Here is a 20,326-nt window from a genome sequence, read left to right as displayed (position 1 = left end):
AGGGTACTCACTAGTGTTGACAATAAAAAATAGTGCTTTTGCAAACGAATTAAGCTTTTAAGGGTAATAAAATGAGTAATACGACACCGGCTTCTCCACTACAGATCTCACACTTTTCTCAGTTACAAGAAGATACCGATAAGCAGCTGAGCACGGCATCCATTAGCTGTACATACGAAGGGGATCTGGACAGCGCTAAGATGCAGCAGTATTTGGCAAACAGCTTAACCGAGCTAGAGATCTTACGTACTAGTTACCAAAGCGATGAATATGGTGCACTTTGGCAGCAAGTTGCATCCGCTATATCATGCAATGTGACAGAGTGTGATTGGCGTGACCTTGATGACAGTCAAATAGAGCAGGCTAAGCAGCAGCTTTATGCACAAAAAAGTGATGTAAGTATAGAAGCCGCATGGCATAAGCTCGTGTTGGCAAAAGTGCCTGGTAAAACTTGGGTTTACCTTGAAGTGTCGGCGCTTAATACGGATACCTACTCAATCTACGCAATATTTCAGGGTTTAGTGCAAGCAGGCGCAACGGGTAAGATTATTGCTGATGAAGATGAACTGATCCAATATGGCGAGTTGGCTCCTTGGCTGGCTGACTTCTTAGTTGAAGAAGAAATGGCTGAAGCGCGTGCTTTTTGGAGTAAAGATAAAAGTGCTGCGGCACTTGAGTCGTCGTTGTCTCTAGCTCGATATACCCACACAGAGCAGTCTGGTTACAAAGCGGCTGATATTGCACTGGGTGATATTTACGCTGATTTACAAAAGGTCGCAGGTGAGCATCAGGCAACAGTCGCTGAAGTGGTATGTGCCAGTTTACGGATCACCTTGAGTAAATATGCACCTTCTGCAAAGCTTGCTAGGGCATTTGCCATTCGTGATGATGAGTCTTTGGCAACGGCGCAAGGGCCACTTACTCGCACTTTACCTTTGTTTCCAAGTACACACAGTAACTTTGCTGATGCAGTGCGCGATGAGGTTGATTGTACTGCAAACGGCGTCGATTATGTTGAATGCTTTAGTAAGCCATATGAATACCAACAACAAGGCTTTAGTTTCTGTTTCGATAGCATTGATTGTGGGCAGTCTGCATCTCCTGCCATTGAAAAACTCGTTTATTTAAACGAGCGATGCAAAATCCAATTTTTACTTATCGAGCAAGGCGATGCGACTAAGTTGCAGGTAACCTATGACCAAGCTGAAATCGACTCTGATGCGTTAGCCATATTATTAAATGCATGTAAATCAGATTTAGGTTCTGCCACTGGTATTGAGCTAAGCCAAGAGCGTGATTTCTTGTTACAAGGAAAAGCAATCGACGCAGCGGATGCAACAGTATTAGATATGCTAACAAAAAGCGTATCTCAGGGCAGTGGGCAAATTATCGAAGTGCACGGTGCAAGCGCTTCTTTGGCTGAAGTGGATCAGCGAGCCAACCGTTTTGCTCACCATCTCATTTCTTTGGGCATGAACAAAGGTGATGTGATAGCGCTGTGCCTTACACGCTCTATAGACTTTGTTGTAGCTATGTTGGCCGTACTAAAAGTGGGTGGGGCTTATGTGCCTGTGGATGTGTCACTGCCTCGTCAACGTATCGCCAATATGCTGCAAGATGCGCAGGCAAAAGCATTGATTAGCGCGGGGAATTTTGAAGTTGAAGGTTGCCAAGGCATCGATTTATCGGCCGCTGATTTATCAGGGTATACCGCCGACAAGCCTGCGATTGAAGTCAGCGGTGATGATCTGGCCTATATATTATTCACATCGGGCTCAACGGGTAGAGCAAAAGGTGTCAGCATAAGCCACCGTGCACTTGTAAATCAAATGAGTTGGATTAATAGCGCCTTTGATTTCACTGCAAATGACCGTTTCTTACAGCGTACCTCTGCTAGCTTTGATGCTTCAGTATGGGAGTTTTGGAGTCCATTATTGGTTGGCGCCACAATGGTCATTGCGCCACAAGATATCAACTATGATATGGCGCAGTTCCTTGATGTATTAACGCAGCAGCAAATTAGCAGAATGCAGCTTGTGCCTTCTTTGTTAGAGCTACTTACCGAAAAAGCAGGACCTTCAGCAAGCAATAGTTTAGTCACCATATTCTGCGGTGGTGAGGCGCTCAAAACTCAAGTTGCGCGTCAGGCTCAAAACATCTTCAACTGTCATATTGTGAATTTATACGGCCCTTCAGAGTGTTGTGTTAATGCCACATCCTGGCAGTACCGCAGCGACTTGAAAACAGACTTTGTGCCAATTGGAATGCCTGTTAACAACTTAATTATGCGAGTAGTTAAAGCCGATGGTCATCTTGCCAGCCAAGGTGAATCAGGTGAGCTGTATATTGCCGGTGACTCTTTATTTAATGGTTACTACCAGCAGCCTGAATTAACATTTGCATCGCTAAATGAGCAACTAGGTGATGGCAGAACATATTATAAAACGGGTGATTACGTACAGATCCTAGCGGACGGTAACTTGCTATTCCAAGAGCGTTTAGATGACCAAGTTAAGCTAAATGGTTATCGTATCGAACCTGAAGAAGTAGCGATGTTTGTTTCCAATCATGGGTTAGCGACCAAAGCGACTTGTTTGTTCAATGCTCAGCATAATGCTTTAGCGCTATTTTACATTGATGCTCAGGTGAGTGAAAAAGAACTCATTGCCTCATTAGAAGCGGCTCTACCTGAATATATGGTGCCTCAGCAGGTAATTTCTTTACAAGAGTTCCCTTATTTATCAAACGGTAAGTTAGATAAACGTGCGCTGTTAGAACAAGCCATCAACTTCTCTAATCAGAGCTATGTAGCGCCAACAACAGAAACAGAAAAAGCACTTATTGCCATTTGGCAGCAGTTACTTGATGTACCGTTTAAGATTGGCACCAATCACGATTTCTTTGAAATTGGTGGTCATTCAATCGCAGCAATGAAAGTGCTTAACTGCATCATTGAACAGTTTGATATCAATATTGGTGTCCGTGTGTTGTTTGAACACAAAACAGTGGCGCAGTTAGCTTCGCACATTGAGCCTTTAATTTTATTAAACCAAGATGACGAATACGCCTCTGTGTCTGAAGAAGGGGGCATGCTATGACTCTACTTGAACTACTGAGACTGACCAAAAGTAAAGGTATCAAACTGTACCTTGATAACGGTCAGCTGGCATTTAAAGGGCCCTCTGGGTCTATGACTCAAGCGCTAAAAACGCAAATAGTGGCACTAAAACCGCAAATTATCGCACTGCTAGAGCAAACCAGCGCTAGCAGCGCTCCTGCAATCACTGTGGCTGAGCGCAATGTGGGTGATCGAACATTACCCTCCTATGCTCAGCAGCGTATGTGGCTACTTGATCAAATTGAAGGGGGAAGTGCCAATTATAATGTACCAGCTTCTTTTAGATTAACTGGTCATTTAGACTTGAGTGCGTTGCAGTGCGCGTTCAAAAGTGTGGTAGAGAGACATCAAAGTTTACGTACCTGCTTTGTTGAAGAGAGCCCAGGCAACCCACTGCAAGAAATTCAATCAGCAGAAGGGTTTGACGTTAAGTTTGATGATCTGTCGATGCTAAATGATGCAGACAAAGAGTCAGAAGTCCAAACACGGGTGGCAGCTGAGGCAGTAAAACTATTCGATTTAAGTAAAGACTATATGCTCAGAGTTGCCGTACTTAGGCTCGCGCCACAGGAGCATATAGTGATGACAACTATGCATCATATTGCTTCGGATGGTTGGTCTTTAGGCTTGCTTATCAATGAGTTCTGTAGCTTATATAGTGCTTACGTTGAGGGGCAAGATAATCCTTTAGAGCCTTTGCCGTTGCAGTATGCTGATTATGCTCATTGGCAGCGCAATTGGCTCAAAGGTGAGATACTTGATAAACAGCTCGCCTATTGGGAAAACCAATTGGCCGATTTGCCTGTGGTTCACAGCTTACCGTTAGATAAACCTAGACCTCAAATTCAGACTTACAACGGAGACACATTCGATTCTTGGCTAGGTCCAGCGCTATCTGAACAGCTCAATAAGTTCTCTAAAGAGAACGGTGTCACGCTGTTTATGAGTTTACATGCGGCATTATCTGTATTGCTATCACGCTACAGCAATGAAACCGACATTGTAGTTGGCAGTCCCGTTGCCAACCGAGAGCAAGAAGGCGTTGGTAAATTGATAGGTCTTTTTATCAATACTTTGGTATTGCGTAGCAATTTATCTGACTCACCAACTTTTAAAACGTTATTAAAGCAAAGCCAAGGCACTTTATTAGATGCATATGCACATCAACAGGTACCTTTTGAGCAAGTAGTTGAAAAGCTACAACCTAAACGAAGCCTCAGTCATAGCCCTTTATTCCAAGTGTGGTTAGTACTACAAAATAATGACGAGGGAGAGCTTGATGTTCCTGACATCAGTCTTCAACCAATGCAGCGTGAGGATAGCCCTGCAAAGTTCGACTTAGCGTTAAACATTGATGAAACGGCGAGCGGCTTAAAGATTGGTTGGGCATACAATACGGATTTATTTAAACGCCAAACTATCGAAAGAATGGCGTCTCATTTTCGTAATCTAGTGGCCAGTGCAATTGCTTCGCCTGATGATAATGTGTTTTCTTTGCCTATGCTAGATGACGCCGATATGTCAGCCCAAGTAGCTTGGAATGCAACGCAAACTGATTACGACAATGCAGTCACTGTACACCAGTTATTCGAGCAGCAAGTTCGGTGTTATCCATCAAACGGTGCTGTGGAATTTAACGGCCATGTACTTTCCTACGATGAACTTAACACCAAAGCTAATCGATTAGCGCGCTTGTTAATTGATTCTGGGGTTGAGCCTGCCGACCATGTTGGTATCTACCTTGAGCGCTCATCTGATTTATTAATTGCTGTGCTTGCGGTTATGAAAGCCGGTGCGGCTTATGTTCCGTTGGAGCCAAGTTACCCAAGTAGTCGAATTAAAACGATTATCGAAGATGCGAATATCAATGTTGCGTTACTGAATTCAGAGCAAATGGAAACTTTCCCGATGTCGGGAGTGGATGTGTTATTGATGGATAACGCAGCCACCGATGAACAGTGGATGGAAGAGTACGAAAGCGATAATTTGTCTGCAGATGAAGTTGCAGTATCTGCACAAAGTCTAGCCTATATCTTATATACCTCAGGTTCTACAGGTAAGCCAAAAGGCGTCATGGTGCCTCATCGTGGTGTTGTAAACTATCTGTGTCATGCGAAAGCGAATTATTTAGGAGATCACATTCAAGGTGCCGTGGTCAGTTCGCCACTGGCATTCGATGCAACGCTTACCTCATTACTTACGCCGTTAATGGGTGGTAAAACGGTAAAACTCCTCCCTAGTGGCGATGAGGAGTTAGAGTACTTAGCGCGTCAATTAGGGGAGGATGAATCATGGCTATTTAAGATTACCCCTGCCCACTTAGAAGCGCTGTCTCATTTGTTACCTAAATCAGGCAATCATAATGCAAGCCATTGTATTGTGATTGGCGGAGATCAGTTGAACCAATCTTTGCTGACGCAATTTGCCAAAGTGTTATTACCCAACAGTACATTTATCAATGAGTATGGCCCAACAGAAACCGTAGTAGGGTGTAGTACTTATACCGTATCAACGCAGCATAACGAGATCGATGATCTCAACTTAGATGTCAGTGGTGCTGTGCCTATTGGGCGACCCATTTGCAACACTCGTTTATATGTTTTGTCGCAAAACATGGAGCCTCAGCCCCTTAACACCATCGGTGAACTTTACATTGGCGGTGATGGCGTAACTTTGGGTTATTTAAACAAAGATGAGCAAACCCAGTACAGCTTTGTACAGCACCCAAGTTTAAAGAGTGAAAAGTTATACCGAACAGGCGATTTAGTCAGGTTACGAGATGATGGAGAATTGGTGTTTGTTGGACGCGTCGATCATCAAGTTAAAATCCGTGGTTTTAGGATTGAACTGGGTGAAGTTGAAAGTGCTATTCGCGCAATTGAAGGAGTAAGGGATACATTGGTCATTGCAAAAGATGATGGCAATGAGCATGCGCTAAGTGCATATGTAACACCATATGAGCAAACGTTTAGTGAGACCGATAAAGCAAATTTAGCGGCTGATTATATAAAGATATTGCGTCAAAAACTACCGAGCTACATGGTACCGTCACACTGTATCATTGTGGAAAATATGCCACTTACTAGCAATGGTAAAATTGATCGCCAAGCGCTGGCAAAGCTAGAACAAACAGCTCAACAACATCTTAATTACACGGCACCTAAAAACCAACAACAAGCGCAGTTATGCCAAATCTGGCAAGATGTCTTGGGAATTGAGCAAATAGGAATTACTGATAACTTTTTCGAGCTTGGCGGACATTCGTTGATGGCCATTAGGTTAGTGGCTCGGGTAAACGAACAGTTTGACAGCAATTTCAATTTAAAATCGTTGTTCAGCTTCCCAACAATAGAACAGTTAGAATCTCAGCTAAAAGAAAGTGAGGGGGCGATAAAGCAGCCGCCTATTTGCCGCGTAGCGAGAAGCGGAGAAATTCCAACGTCTTATGCGCAGCAAAGACTGTGGATGCTAGAGCAAATTGATGGTGGTAGTAGCCATTATCATATATCTGCAGCACTTAAATTATCAGGGCAGCTAAACAAAACGGCGCTAGAGCGTGCCTTTACCACGATCGTCGACAGACATGAAAGCCTGAGAACCTGTTTTGCTCAAGGCAGTGGTGATTTCCCTGTGCAAATTATTCACAGTAGTGATGCTTTCAACATTGATTATGTTGATTTAAGTACGGCTAAAGAGTCTAACGATGGCACGCAACTACGGACATGGATTGAAGGACAATCAACAAAGCATTTCGATCTGCAAGCAGATTTAATGCTTCGAGTTGGGGTCGCTCAAATTGCAGCTGAACAACATGTTGTCGTAGTGACGATGCATCACATTGCATCGGATGGTTGGTCATTAAACATTTTAGTTAAAGAGCTATGTGCACTGTATGACGCTTATACCAATGACACCCCGCTCAACCTTGCACCGATAGATATCCAATATGCTGATTATGCCTATTGGCAACGCAGTTGGCTAACAGGAGACGTGCTAGATCAGCAGCTTGACTATTGGTGTCAACAGCTTGCCGATTTACCTGTTGTCCATAGTCTGCCTTTGGATAAACCTCGCCCAGCGGTACAAAGCTTTAACGGTGAGAAGCTACACACGCATATTGGCCCTGAGCTAACTCAGGCATTGAACGAATTTTGTCAAGCTAACGGCGCAACGTTGTTTATGGGTCTTCATGCTGCGATGTCTACTTTGCTGGCTCAGCACAGCAATGCCAGTGATATCGTTATGGGAACTGTTGTGGCAAATAGGGAACAGCAAGAGATTGCGCCACTGATCGGGTTCTTTGTTAATACGCTGGTCTTACGCAGTGATCTATCGTCTAATCCGCAATTTGATCAGTTGCTAACACAAAGTAAGCGCACATTACTCGATGCATATGCTCATCAACAAGTGCCATTTGAGCAAGTAGTTGAAAGGTTACAACCATCTCGTAGCTTAAGTCATAGCCCTTTATTTCAGGTGATGTTAGCGCTGCAAAACAATGAGAAAAGTGATCTGACTTTACATGATATGGATGTGAGCCTCATAGAGCCAAGTGAGCTGTGCGCAAAATATGATCTCACAATCAATATCACGCAAAATGAAAATGGCTTGGTCATTGGATGGGAATTCAATAGAGACTTATTTAATACGGATACTGTCTCGGCGATGGCCGAGCGCTTTAATCTTTTGCTTGAAGACTTGTTACTTAACCCGCAAGCGCCAGTACTTGATGCCCAAGTACTAACAATGAGCGAGCAAAAGCAGCAAATTATCCAGTGGAATGATACGTGCTCAGTGGCAAAGATGCAGGCGAGCATCCATGGACAATTTGAAAAGGTTGCTAGCCAAAGGCCACACCAAATTGCGCTGACATGTGATGACGAGCAATTAACATATCGGGCATTGAACGAAAGAGCTAACGCACTTGCTCACTATTTAATTGCGCATTGTAAAGTCACCAAAGAAGAACCTGTTGGTGTGTGTTTGGAGCGCTCGATTGAGGCAATTGTTTCTTTGCTGGCCATTCTCAAAGCTGGGGGAACATATGTACCGCTATCGCCTTCTCTACCAGAAGAGCGAGCTCGATTCATCGCAGAAGATGCTGGTGTTAAGACGATTATTTCCGTCTCAGGTAATCACATAAACGGCTTGCATAGTGACATGCTGTGGCTGTTTTTAGACACGGACTTAATCCAAACTCGCCTACGTGATTGTGACCATAGCAACCTCAATCAAGCGTTCGAGTGTGCCTCTCATATGGCATACATAAACTATACCTCTGGATCTACAGGTAAACCTAAAGGGGTGATGGTTGAACACCGCAACGTGATCTCGCTGGTAGATAACCCCAACTTCGTCTCGTTGTCTGAACAAACGGTGATGTTGCATGGCGCGACCTTGTCTTTTGATGCGGTGACGTTTGAAATTTGGGGGGCGTTACTCAATGGTGGTCAGGTTGCCATTCAAAGTAAACCGCATATTGAGATGGAAGAGCTCGGTGAGTTTCTGCTTAAAAATAATGTCAACACGGCGTTCTTAACAACGGCACTATTTGATGTTTTCACGGCAATTTACCAAAAACCTTTGCCCAACTTGCAGTACCTTATGGTTGGTGGAGACATTGTTAATAAGCAATCGTTTAAACGCATGAAAGAGTTGAACCCTACGATTGCACTTAGCAATATTTACGGTCCAACTGAAAATACGACTTTCAGCACATCTTACTTATTACCGAAAAACTTCTATGAATATGAGAGTTTGCCAATAGGTAAACCTTTGCAAAATCGTGTGGCATTTGTATTGAGTCCAAATATGACTTTGCTACCAGCGGGCACTGTTGGTGAGTTGTATGTTGGTGGTGCAGGTGTCGCAAGAGGATATTTGAATCGTACCGATTTAACTGAGCAAATGTATGTAGACAATCCTTTCTATAACCCAGCAGCGCTAAATAGCAGTAAAAAACTGTATAAAACAGGGGATCTCGTTTATCAACAAAAAGATGGCAACATAGTGTTTGTTGGCAGACGTGATCATCAAGTCAAGATCCGTGGCTTTAGAATTGAGCTCGGTGAAATAGAGCATGCGATTGCTGAACATGAGGATGTCTGTGATACAACGCTACTTGTTGCAGGCGATGGTGCAGATAAACAACTGATAGCCTATGTTATAGCCTCTTCTGAACTCAGAGGGCTATTAACTGACTCTGACAGTCAGCAACGCCAGAGCGCTAAGATTTGCCAAACATTGAAGCAGTCATTACCGGATTACATGATCCCAAGTGCATTTGTATATCTTGACGCTTTCCCGCTAACGGAAAACGGCAAAATTGACCGAAAAGCATTGCCAAAGGCTGACTTCGCGTCACAGGCAGCAGCTTATGTTGCACCACATAGTGAAACTCAACGGATTTTATGTGATATCTGGCAAGAGGTTCTCACCTTAGAGCAAGTAGGTATTGAAGATAACTTTTTTGAGTTAGGTGGGCATTCCCTTCTGGTTATGAAAGTTAGGTCTAAAGCTGAGCAAAAAGGGCTTTCAATGACAGCCAGAATGCTATTCTCAAGTCCTATTTTGAGAGATTTAGCGGCTCAAATTGATAACCAAACTGAGCCGTTAACCCATCAATTTAAAGTGCCTGAGAACTTAATCCCTCAGCAATGTAGCTATATAACGCCAGACATGTTGCCGTTGACTGAATTAACACAAATGCAGATTCAGTCTATTGCAAATAGTGTTGATGGCGGGTACGAAAACATTCAAGATATTTATCCGCTAGCGCCATTGCAGCAAGGGATCTTGTATCACCATATTAGTGCTCAAGACAATGACCCCTATGTTTTAACGTCGTTATTTACAGTCGAAAGTGACGCGCAATTAGAGAACTTTATACAAGCCCTGCAGTTTATTATTGATAGGCATGATGTACTTCGTACAGCGATATATTGGCAAGGTCTACCTGAGCCGCATCAAGTTGTGCAAAGAGAGGCGGTGCTACCAGTCAACTGGCCACAATTGGCTGCTGATAAAGACGTATTTGAGCAAATCCAACAGTTGAACCAAGTTGGAAAGCTAAAACTAGATCTAAGTAAAGCCCCTTTAATTCAACTGGATGTTGCACATGATCATATAAATCAGCATTACGTCGTGGCGTTGAAATATCATCATATTATTGCAGATCACGTTGGCTTGGAGATCATTGAAAAGGAAATCTCGGCATTCCAAAACGCGAATACGCAGTCTCTTGAGCAGCCGTTACCGTATCGAGAGTTTATTGCGCAAGTACTTAATCAAGCGAAGGAATATGATGCAGAGGCTTTCTTCCGTGCCAAATTAGCGGATGTGACAGAGTCGAGCTTACCCTTTAATTTGCTTGATGTCATGGGAGATGGGAGCAACATGGCGGAACTTAAAGCTGCTGTGCCTTCACACTTAGAGAACCAGATAAGACGATTATCAAAAGACTTACACATTAGCCCTGCTTTGGTATTCCACGCTGCTTGGGCATTAGTCATCTCAGCATGTTGTGCTAAGAATGATGTGGTGTTTGGCACCGTGTTATCTGGCAGGCTGAGTGGGTCTGAGCGTTTAGAAAATGTACTTGGTATGTTTATTAACACCTTACCTATCAGAGCGAATACACAAGACAAGAGCGTACTGGAATTTGTCATGTCAATTCGAGACGAATTGCAGGAACTTATTCCTTATGAGCAAGCTTCGCTCTCGCTAGCTCAACAATGTAGTGGCTTATCACATGGCCGTAACCTGTTTAGTGCTGTGCTGAACTATAGACACTCAGTGGCCAATAGCGATAGTGAAGCGGCAACTCAGGGCACTGATAATGGTGTGAGGTTATTAAGCTCCAAAGAGCGTACGAATTACCCATTTAGCTTGTCAGTTGATGATATGAAACAAGGTTTCAACCTAGATTTTCAGGTTGATAAGTCCGTCAATATTGAACGTGTTATGGACTATATGATCCATGCACTGCAAGCGATGTCAGAGTGTTTGCTGCACCGTCCGCACGAGCTTATCTCTGAAGTGATGGTTGCTCAGCCAGATCTCCCACAATTAATGGCTTGGTCATTGGGGCAAGTCCATGAGGTAGATAACCGTTGTGTCCATGAGAAATTTCAAGATGTGGTCAAATCGAACCCAAAAGGGGTCGCTCTTATCTTTGAAGATCAAGAGATTACATATGATCAGCTCAACCAAAGAGCAAATCGATTGGCTAACTATTTAAGAAGCTACTCTCTAGTTGGACCGGATAGTCTAGTCGGTGTTTATTGTGAACGTTCAATTGAGATGTTTGTCTCGATCTTGGCGGTTTTGAAGGCCGGAGGTGCATACTTACCATTAGACCCAAGTAGCCCAAATGCACGCATTAAATATGTGCTGGAAGATGCCTCTGTCACGACGGTACTTACCCAGCAACACTTAGTGCAAGATATTAATGAGTCACGCATTACACACATCATCTTAGATGATGAACAGCTTAATGATGACCTTGAGCAATATGATGAATCAAACATTGAGTGCTCAACAATAGGGGTTAACACAGACAGTCTTGCTTATGTTATTTACACCTCAGGTTCAACAGGGAAACCAAAAGGGTGTGAACTCATTCATAAAGGGCTTGTGAATTTGGGCTTTGCACAACAACAAGCATTCGAGATCACAGCACACAGCAAGGTTTTGCAGTTTGCTTCTATTGCCTTTGATGCTGCGACGTGGGAATGGTGTATGGCACTTACCAATGGTGCTTCGTTGGTGATCCCTAATAAAGACCAAGCAAAATCGGCAGAATCGTTAACGCAACTGGTTGAAAAAAATCAAGTTACACACGCGACTTTGCCACCAGTGTTGTTACCACAATTATGTCAAAGCAGTTGGGTTAGTGTATCTACATTGATAGTTGCAGGAGAGGCATGCAGCATCGCGATGGCTGAATTGTGGTCACCAAACCGTCGTTTTGTTAACGCTTATGGACCGTCAGAAACAACGGTATGTGCAACTTACGGTTGTTATTCGCCAGGACAAAGTGTTTTACACATTGGTAAGCCATTACCGAATGTAAGTACATTTATTATGAATAATGGGCAGCTTGCTCCAATTGGAGTGCCTGGAGAATTGTTGGTAGGAGGGGTCAACCTAGCCCGAGGCTATTTAGGACGTGAAGACTTAACGAAAGAAAAATTCGTTGCCAACCCATTTTATAATCCTGATGACGCATCAAGTAGCAAACTACTTTATAGAACAGGCGATTTAGTTCGTTGGGGCACGGATGGCAACATAGAGTTCCTTGGCCGAATAGATCATCAAGTGAAGATTAATGGTTATCGCATTGAGTTAGGTGAAGTGGAGCATACTCTTTCTAAATTTGAATGTGTGTCGCAAGTGTGTGTTATCCCATTCGATAAGGGGGAAGGTAATAAATCTCTCGTAGCATATATAGTCCCAAGTCAGCCCTCTATTGACGTGCATGATTCTGTGGAACAAAAAAGCTTTATCAGTGCTGTGAGAACCCAGTTAAGTGAACAGCTACCTGAATACATGCACCCATCCGCCTTGGTGTTACTAGATACTTTGCCCATGAATAACAACGGTAAGGTCGATCGGAACAAATTACCTCATCCAGATGTGGCGCTTCAGCGTGCTGAGTATGTGGCACCGGCAAATCCACTCGAAGAGGCATTGTGTAGCATTTGGCAAAACGTGCTAGGAATCGCTCAAGTAGGTTGTAAAGATGATTTCTTTGAGTTGGGTGGGAACTCATTGAAAGTGATCCAAGTTATTTCAGAGGCAAAAGCGAAGGGGATACAACTAACCGTTGGTCAAATCTGGAATAATCCAACAATCAAGGGATTGGCTGATGATATTAACAAAGAGCAAGTATGCCAAAGCTTATCTGTATCAGAAGCTGCGCATATTCAGGCAGGTAGTAGTCTGATTGCCGTTGTTTATTTGGACTCTTTATTAGATGAGAGCTATTTAAGACATGTGATTCATTCTTTCCTCGCGGATGAGAAGCTTGCTTATGAGTTGAAATACACCGCTGATGGTGTCGAAAAACTCGGTATTAAGCGTTCTCGTCGACACACAAATGCACTGTGGTTGTGGCAAGACGAAACGGTTATTTCGCAATCGCTGGTGCAAATGCACAAAGCACAGCTAAGTGAAAAAACATCTTCGCCTGAAAGCACACCGTTAGCAGCGACTTTATTAAACGGTAACACGCAACAAGTGTGCATATTGGCTGCGAACGAACTGCTTATTGAACAAAGCTGTTGGGAAGCGCTGGTTGAGGCGTTTAAGTCAAAGTTACTGAAGCTGCATCAATCAGCCTAGCGTTGATATATCCAAACTGTGTGAAACGCCCCAGTTGTTGGGGCGATACGGAGAATAACTATGAATCATCCAACTTTAATAGCACTCAATCAGTCGCAGGCAAAGCAAAACGTATTTTGCTTGCATACAGGAGGAGGCGGTGTCGATTTTTACCAACATGTTGCCGAACGATTGGTTAGCGATGCTAAGCTGTTTGGCTTAGAGGATCCTAGTATCTATGATAACTATCAATATCGTTCTATACCCGAACTGGCCCAGTACCACTTTGACACAATAAAAGAGGTGCAACCGAGGGGACCATATATCCTGTTCGGTTATTGCTCAGCGGGTCCAATAGCACTTGAGCTAGCTAATCAGCTGTCAATCGCAGGTGAACAAGTAAGCAAAGTTGTGTTATTTGGCTCTCAGCTTGATGCCATCATGACGGGAAAAGCAGAGAACTTAAGTGAGTTCTATTTCCTAAAACATCACCTATCTAATAAATATCAGCTAGATCTAAACGCCTTGAATTGGGCGGAATTTGACAACCGACCAAGAGATGTCGTCATTGCACATTTAGTCTCAGTGATGACTGAGCTTGGCATGATAAAAGATGAAAGCCAGCAACAGATTGCATATTCGTTGATGCAATCACTGTATTTTTATCACCATGCATCGCGCAGGCACAAAGTGATAAAAGTCGACTGTGATGTCGTGCTTTTGGATAGGTATGTTCCGCCATCGCAGCTGCATCTTGCAAAACCATGGTTTGAAAAAGAACAACTTACATCAAAGGAGCTGAGCTATGTGCCTGCACCTGAGTTTGTCGCACAGCACACTGACATACTTCAGCCACCTTATTTAGATAACACTGTTCAGAATATTAAGTCTTTAGTTTTTTGAAATAATTTTGGGGATTAAAAATGGAAAATTCAGGATATACGAATTTAGAGAGCGTCTCTGTAGAGAGCTTAGAGTCTATCGGTGGTATGAAGCTGCTACTGAATGTTGATATGGGTGGGAAAAAACTTACTCAATGGTGCCAAGATAATGCCGAGCAAGTGCAGCGACTAGTGTCAGAAAATGGTGCATTGCTGTTGCGTGGATTAAAAGTAAATAGCTCAAAACAATTTGGTGAGTTGCTAGAAACATTATTTGGTGGACCACTACTTGAATATGTATATCGCTCGACGCCACGAACCAGCCTTAAAGGCAATGTGTACACTGCGACTGAATATAGCAGCACTGAGGTTATCCCACAGCATAACGAGAATGCTTACTCGCAAAGTTGGCCCAATCGAATTGGCTTTTTATGCATGTTGCCAAGCCAAACCGGTGGAGCAACACCGATTAGTGACTCTCGTTACATCTATCAAAACTTACCCATCGAGATCCGTCAGAAAATGGAAGAAAAAGGCATCATGTATGTGCGCAATTATTCCAATGTTGACTTGCCTTGGACTGAAGTGTTTCAAACAGAAGACCGTGCTGAGGTAGAGCGATATTGTGCACAAAATCAACTGCAATGTGAGTGGTTAGATGGCGATCGTCTGCGTACCAAGCAGGTTAATCCAGCGGTTGCTTTTCATCCGAAAACGGGAGAAAAGTTGTGGTTTAACCAAGCACATTTATTCCATGTATCTAGTTTGGATGATGAGGTGCGTAAAACCATGATTGAGACATTTGGTGAAGAATATTTACCACGCAACTGCTTTTACGGTGATGGTAGCCCTATTGACGAGCGTGATCTGGAGTTGATTCGAGCATTATACCGTGAATCAACGGTTCGTTTTGACTGGCAAAAACACGATGTCATGTTGCTAGATAACATGCTCTTTACGCACGGTAGAGAATCTTTCACTGGGCCGCGAAAAATACTCACAGGTATGGCTCATCCCAATTCACCAGTTGCTCAACTCGATAATGAAAAGGTCGCTTAATGGGCGTTAATTTGGGCACAAGTGAACTAACTCATTAGTTAGAAATTCACCAATAGCCACGCTAGCTCGCAGTTTACCATATATAGGGGTTAAAGAGCGTGAAGTGGCTAAGTCTAAACTTTGTAAATGAGGCATATTATGGACGTCGTAAAAAAGCACAAGAAAAGGAATAACAAAAGCACCCTCTTAGGGGGCGCGGCAGCATTTTTAATTGTTGCAGGTTTGTGGTTTTTCTCTGGCTCAAAAGAAGCTGTGGAGCGTAATGAGCTTGTTATTAATACGGTTCAGCAAGGGGCTTTGCAAGTTCAGGTTGAAGGCTATGGAAAGCTGCGTTCGAGCAAACAAAAATTACTTACGAGTACAAGCAATGCGACCGTTGAAGAGATCATTCTAAAGCCCGGGGCTATGGTAACTCACGACAGCGTGATTATGTTGCTTAAAAACCCCGAACTTAAACATGAATTGGAAGCGGCACAGCGTGCCTACAATCATGAGCAAGCAAATCTTCGCAAGCTCAAGCTAACGCAAATGCAAGAGTTGTTAGCGGTTGAGGAAAAACTGGAGCAAGTGAAATCAGAATATGAAACTGCGCAGATGCGCAGGCAAGCAATGGAAGAGCTTGTTAAAGAAGGGATTGTTTCTAAATTGGATTATAAAGAAGTTGTGTTATCTGCAAAGCAGTATAAGAAACGCATCGCCATTGCACAGAAAAACATAGAAAAATTAAAAATGGTGCATGTTGAATCTATCAATATTCAAAAAGAAGCCATCGTCGATGCTCAAAGCAATCTGGCATCAGTCCAGCTGCGCTACGATGAATTAACTGTGAGAGCTGGTATGAATGGCATATTGCAAAAGCAGCATGTTGAGCTCGGTCAAAGCCTAACGGCAGGTCAGAAAATAGCGTTAATTGGTGGCACAGAAGATCTCATTGCCTTGATAAAAGTACCTCAGGCTCAGGCTTCCCAAGTTCAAGTTGGTCAGAAAGCATCAGTAGGCGCCGGCAAATACCAAATTGCATCACAAGTTGTCAGAGTAAGCCCCACCGTGGAAAGTGGCTCGGTTGAAATTGAAATCGCTTTTGATAGCGCTGATTCAGTCAATTTACGTCCTGAGCAAACTGTCGATGCTGTTGTTTATATTGATGATATTGAAGATGCTTACTTCATTGAAAGACCTGCCAATATCTCTGCCTTTTCCTCGTCTTCTTTGTATAAGTTGTCAGCGGACCAACTAGCTGCGAATGCAACACAAATAGAGTTTGGAGTAACGGCTGGAGAATATATTCAAATTAAATCAGGAGCGTTTCCTGGTGATAGTTTAGTTATTTCTGACCTGTCATATCTGAAAAACGAACCCACAATCAAACTCGTTCATTAACAGGAGCAAGAACATGCAAGATATTAAAATTCAAATGACTAACATCACTAAAGTGTTCGAAACGCAGAGCATGGAAACACATGCGCTAAAAGGTATCGACTTAACAATTAGAAGTGGTGAGTATATATCCATATCTGGCCCTTCAGGCTGTGGTAAATCTACTTTGCTGTCTATTCTTGGCTTACTTGATGAAGCAACATCGGGCACCTACATGATCGAAGGCCATGATGTAACCAAACTATCACTAGCACAGAGTGCAGCTATTAGAGCTGAGAAAATCGGTTTTATTTTTCAACAATTTAACCTTATTGATGAATTGTCAGTGTTTGATAACATTGCGCTGCCTTTGCAATATAGTCAGCAGCAATATAGTGCACAAGAGATAACTCAGCGCGTCGAGCAATGTTTAGAATGTGTAGAGATGCTGCATCGTAAAGACCATCGACCAAATATGCTATCTGGTGGTCAGCAGCAGCGTATCGCAATCGCACGAGCGCTTGTCGCTAACCCAGCAATTTTGTTAGTGGATGAGCCAACCGGTAACCTAGATTCAAAAAATGGTGATGCCATTATGGATCTATTAGAAAAGCTAAATAACGATGGCACAACGATTTGCCTTGTTACCCATGATCCTCGTTATGCAGACCGAGCCAGCATTCACTACCACTTACTTGATGGTCAAATCCAAAAAGCGCAAGAACCACTGCGGGAGGCTGTATGAATTACTGGCTAAAAGAACTACAGGTTGCGCTTTATAGTTTGAGCAAACGGCCTAGCTTTGCGGCTGTAGTCATATTAACCCTGAGTATAACGCTGGGCGCATTTATCACTATGGTGACACTAAACTACACCGTGTTACTAAAGCCACTACCATATCCTCAGCAGGAGCGATTATTTGTTGTTGAGGGGGAGCGATATGATAACGGGAAGTTTTTAGGAGCTGGCGTACATTCGTATGCTGGAGCCGTTGATGCGTATAAAAATAATGATAAGTTTTCGCAGTCTGCGTTATTGCATTATGAAGAATTACAGGTGAGTAACCTTGCAGGAATACCGAAGGTTTTTACAACGTTTACCACTTCTGAGTTATTCAATCTGCTGGGTGCCCAAATGGCAGTTGGTCGCTATTTTGATAAAAATGAGGGGCTTGATACCAATGTTCCTGTTGCCGTTATTAGCTACGATCTGTGGCAAAAAGACTTTAATGGCCGTGCTGACATTTTGGCCCAAAAGATAGAAATAGGGCAGGTTGGTTATAAGATTATTGGTGTTCTTTCTGAACAATTTGTAGAACCTGCGCTGCATATGCAGGGTAGACAAACACAAATTTGGCTTCCTTTTGACTTTAACAGTCGAGATGAGCAAACCCGCCGAAATTGGATTGCTGGTTTCTTTGAGCTCAAGCTTGTAGGAAAACTTGCCACTGGCGTAACACCTGCACAAGCACAGCAGTATTTAAGTGCAAGAATAAATGAGCGTTTTGTACAAGAAGCGAAAGCTTTTCCATGGGGACAAAATGTATCTACGAAAGCGAAACTAAAAACCTTTGAAGAGGTGATCATAGGTGATAGTCGTTCGACATCACTGATGATGTTAGGTGCTGTTTTTGCTTTATTATTAATTGCGTGTGCCAATATATCTAACTTATTCCTGTCTCGTGCTGCTGAAAAACAACGACAATATGCGATTCAAGCTACATTAGGTGCGCAAAAACATCATATTTTCAGGGGGATATTTATTGAGTCATTTATTTTGACATTGACTGCGACGGTTATTGGATTGGTATTATCTCACTTTAGCTTTTCATTTATAAGAAAATATGCTGATGGCCATTTGCCAAGGCTTGAAGAATTATCAATCAACTATATTGTTGTGTTGTTTTCTATATTTATTTCTTTTTTAATCGCATCTGTTTTTGGTTTTATAATATCAAATTTAATAGATTATAAAGCTTTGAATAATGTTCTAAGGGTAAGTGGTAAAGGGAGTGGTTTGCAAATATCAGCAAAAACGAGAAGTGTTTTAATTATATCTCAAGTTGCGCTGGCTGGCGTTTTGTTGACCATTAACTTTTCATTCTTCAAAAGCTCTTTGCAGGTGATAGAACAGCCGTCAGGATTTAAAACGGAAAATATATATTGGGTTTCGGTTGATTCAAGTGGTCAACAGTTCAATAGAGATGAGCGAATTGCATTTATAGATCACCTCACGAGCGAGTTAGATAATATGTCAGGCGTAAATAAGGTTAGTAATGCAATATACCCACCTTTAATTACGAATAACTGGACATCCATTCTAACAAAAGATGCTGCAAGAGCGGGGGAGAAAGTGCTCCCTAATGTGAATCTAGTTGACGAGAAGTACTTAAGCACCTTTGATATTCCTTTAGTGATGGGTAGAGACTTTAAAGCTGAAGAAATCAGAAACTCTGAAAAGGTTATGTTGGTTAACGAAACGGTAGCAAACAGCTTTGGTGGCGCTGAGTCAGTGTTGGGTAAAAACTTATATTGGGACGATAAAGAAGACCCTTACAAGGTGATTGGTATTGTTAAAGATGTCTACGTACCTCGCGCAGGAGAGGTGCCACAGATGTTTACTGGCAGAACTTCAAGTCTGAGCTTTATGATCAGTGTTAGCCCTAATGCAAATTTAAGTAAAATTGAGTTAAACAAAATGCTTAGGCAAATTAATAGAAATCTTAGAGTGGGTGAATATATAAATGTTGAACAGGCATACCGTTCTTTACTATCTAGAGACATTGCAATTGCCACGATAACTTCGATATTGTCATTATTAACTCTATTACTAGCTGGTATGGGTATATATGGTGTATTAAGTTACAGCGTTAATTTAAGAACCTATGAGTTAGGTGTTCGAATGGCCTTGGGTGGGTCGCCTAAAATACTATCTAAATTAGTGGTTTTCGATTGTAGTAAGCCTGTTGTTTTAGGGTTAATTGTGAGTGTTTCCTTTATATTTGGGTTGTATTTTTTAGCTAATGGTTACTACGAATTAGAAGTTGCATTTAGTTATTTGGCACTGATTTTAGCTTTTTTTTCAATATTGCTTGTTTCTTTGGTTTCATGCTTTATTCCGATGAGTAAGGTTGTTTATAATAAACCTATACGAGCATTAAAATAGTTTTATTTTTGTTTTTTGTTTGAACCAAAAAGAGGCGAAAGCCTCTTTTTTTTGCTTTTATTTTATTACCTGTAATTAGTCGACACTGAAAATCACTTAATGCATTGATCTTCTTGATGATCTAAACGATCTTACTATCCTCATTTTGCAACGTTTGTTTTCTCACCCCTCAAAACCTAAGGTATCCCCAAAACTAGTGTTTATATATCAATAAGATGGAGATTTTAGAAATTTTGGAAAATGTGGGGAACATTCATGATGTTTAGTGATCTTATGAATCGCTAAATAAAAAAAGAACAATATAACACCATGAATGCTGATACTATTTTGCACAATATGCTACACGCTGTCACCCCTGATTTAATGCACAAGGCCAGATTTAACACACTGCTTTCTTCCGTAAATTCTCTTCTGCGTTGTCAGC

7 protein-coding genes are annotated in these 20,326 nt (G+C 42.4%); all 7 read left to right on the top strand.

Annotation, left to right across the window (positions count from 1 at the left end; translation table 11 throughout):
• Positions 1–71 precede the first annotated feature (71 nt).
• Positions 72–3,098 (top strand): non-ribosomal peptide synthetase, encoded by a 3,027-nt coding sequence (locus HC733_RS05950; RefSeq protein ID WP_190364136.1) that lies wholly within the window; start codon positions 72–74, stop codon positions 3,096–3,098.
• Positions 3,095–13,462, top strand: coding sequence for a non-ribosomal peptide synthetase (locus tag HC733_RS05945; RefSeq protein WP_190364135.1), 10,368 nt, complete (start codon positions 3,095–3,097; stop codon positions 13,460–13,462). The genes HC733_RS05950 and HC733_RS05945 overlap by 4 nt, the downstream gene beginning before the upstream one ends.
• Before the next feature lie 60 nt (positions 13,463–13,522).
• Positions 13,523–14,344 (top strand): thioesterase domain-containing protein, encoded by an 822-nt coding sequence (locus HC733_RS05940; protein ID WP_190364134.1) that lies wholly within the window; start codon positions 13,523–13,525, stop codon positions 14,342–14,344.
• A 20-nt stretch (positions 14,345–14,364) separates the two neighbouring features.
• Positions 14,365–15,381 carry a TauD/TfdA family dioxygenase gene (locus HC733_RS05935; RefSeq protein ID WP_190364133.1) on the top strand — a complete coding sequence of 339 codons (1,017 nt, stop codon included), beginning with the start codon at positions 14,365–14,367 and terminating at the stop codon, positions 15,379–15,381.
• Positions 15,382–15,519: 138 nt separating this feature from the next.
• On the top strand, positions 15,520–16,761 hold the full coding sequence (locus tag HC733_RS05930; protein WP_190364132.1) for an efflux RND transporter periplasmic adaptor subunit: 1,242 nt from the start codon (positions 15,520–15,522) through the stop codon (positions 16,759–16,761).
• Positions 16,762–16,774: 13 nt separating this feature from the next.
• Positions 16,775–17,482: an ABC transporter ATP-binding protein gene (locus HC733_RS05925; RefSeq protein WP_190364131.1), complete on the top strand. Its 708-nt coding sequence runs from the start codon at positions 16,775–16,777 to the stop codon at positions 17,480–17,482.
• Positions 17,479–19,902, top strand: a complete 2,424-nt coding sequence (locus HC733_RS05920) for an ABC transporter permease (RefSeq protein WP_190364130.1) — start codon at positions 17,479–17,481, stop codon at positions 19,900–19,902. Before HC733_RS05925 ends, HC733_RS05920 begins: the two co-directional genes overlap by 4 nt.
• Positions 19,903–20,326 lie beyond the last annotated feature (424 nt).

It is taken from the genome of Pseudoalteromonas sp. S16_S37 (assembly GCF_014694405.1).
Lineage (GTDB): Bacteria > Pseudomonadota > Gammaproteobacteria > Enterobacterales > Alteromonadaceae > Pseudoalteromonas.
This window is presented reverse-complemented; position numbering and strand designations above follow the sequence as displayed.